This is a genomic window from Psychrobacter sp. 1U2 (genome assembly GCF_051847575.1).
In genome coordinates this window covers 1-579 of sequence record NZ_JBPYDC010001537.1, presented here as the reverse complement: position 1 = coordinate 579, position 579 = coordinate 1, and the positions used below count along the sequence as shown (strand labels likewise).

Below are 579 nucleotides of genomic sequence, written 5' to 3'. Positions count from 1 at the left end.
TTGTCACTCTCCTGCCGCACTCAAAAACGTCAAGGTTGACGGTGAGTACTTGGTAAAAGGCAAGACAGTTACTGGCTTTACCAACACTGAAGAAGAAGCGGTTGGCCTTACCGATGTGGTGCCATTCCTAGTAGAAGATGCACTGATAGCCAATGGTGGCAACTATGAAAAAACCGCTGATTGGGAATCGTTTGTGGTCGAAGATGGTCTGCTCATCACAGGTCAGAATCCAGCCTCATCAGAAGAAGCCGCCAAACGTTTGATTGCTAAGCTTAAAGGCTAATAGCATTCGATGATTAATACCACATACTAAGCAAAAAAGGCCAATATTATGATTCGTTTACATCATCTTAATCAATCGCGCTCGCTACGTACGCTTTGGCTCTTAGAAGAGCTTGGCGAACCCTATGAGATTGTCAGTTATCAACGTGATGCCAACACCAACTTGGCACCGGACAGTCTTAAAGCAGTACACCCACTTGGTAAATCGCCCGTTATCGAAATAGATGGGGTGATGTATGCAGAATCAGGAGCGATCACCCAAATATTAAGTGAGCGCTTTGCACCTGAGAGTTTGCG

The 579-nt window shown here is 45.4% G+C and carries 2 protein-coding genes; both read left to right on the top strand.

Going from position 1 to position 579, the window contains the following annotated elements; translation table 11 throughout:
• Positions 1-283: type 1 glutamine amidotransferase family protein (locus ACS8FD_RS23060; protein WP_459252182.1), on the top strand; the 283-nt coding region annotated here is incomplete at its 5' end.
• Between the two features lie 48 nt (positions 284-331).
• Positions 332-579, top strand: a 248-nt coding sequence (locus ACS8FD_RS23055; protein ID WP_439277569.1) for a glutathione S-transferase N-terminal domain-containing protein, incomplete at its 3' end; no start/stop codon positions are given.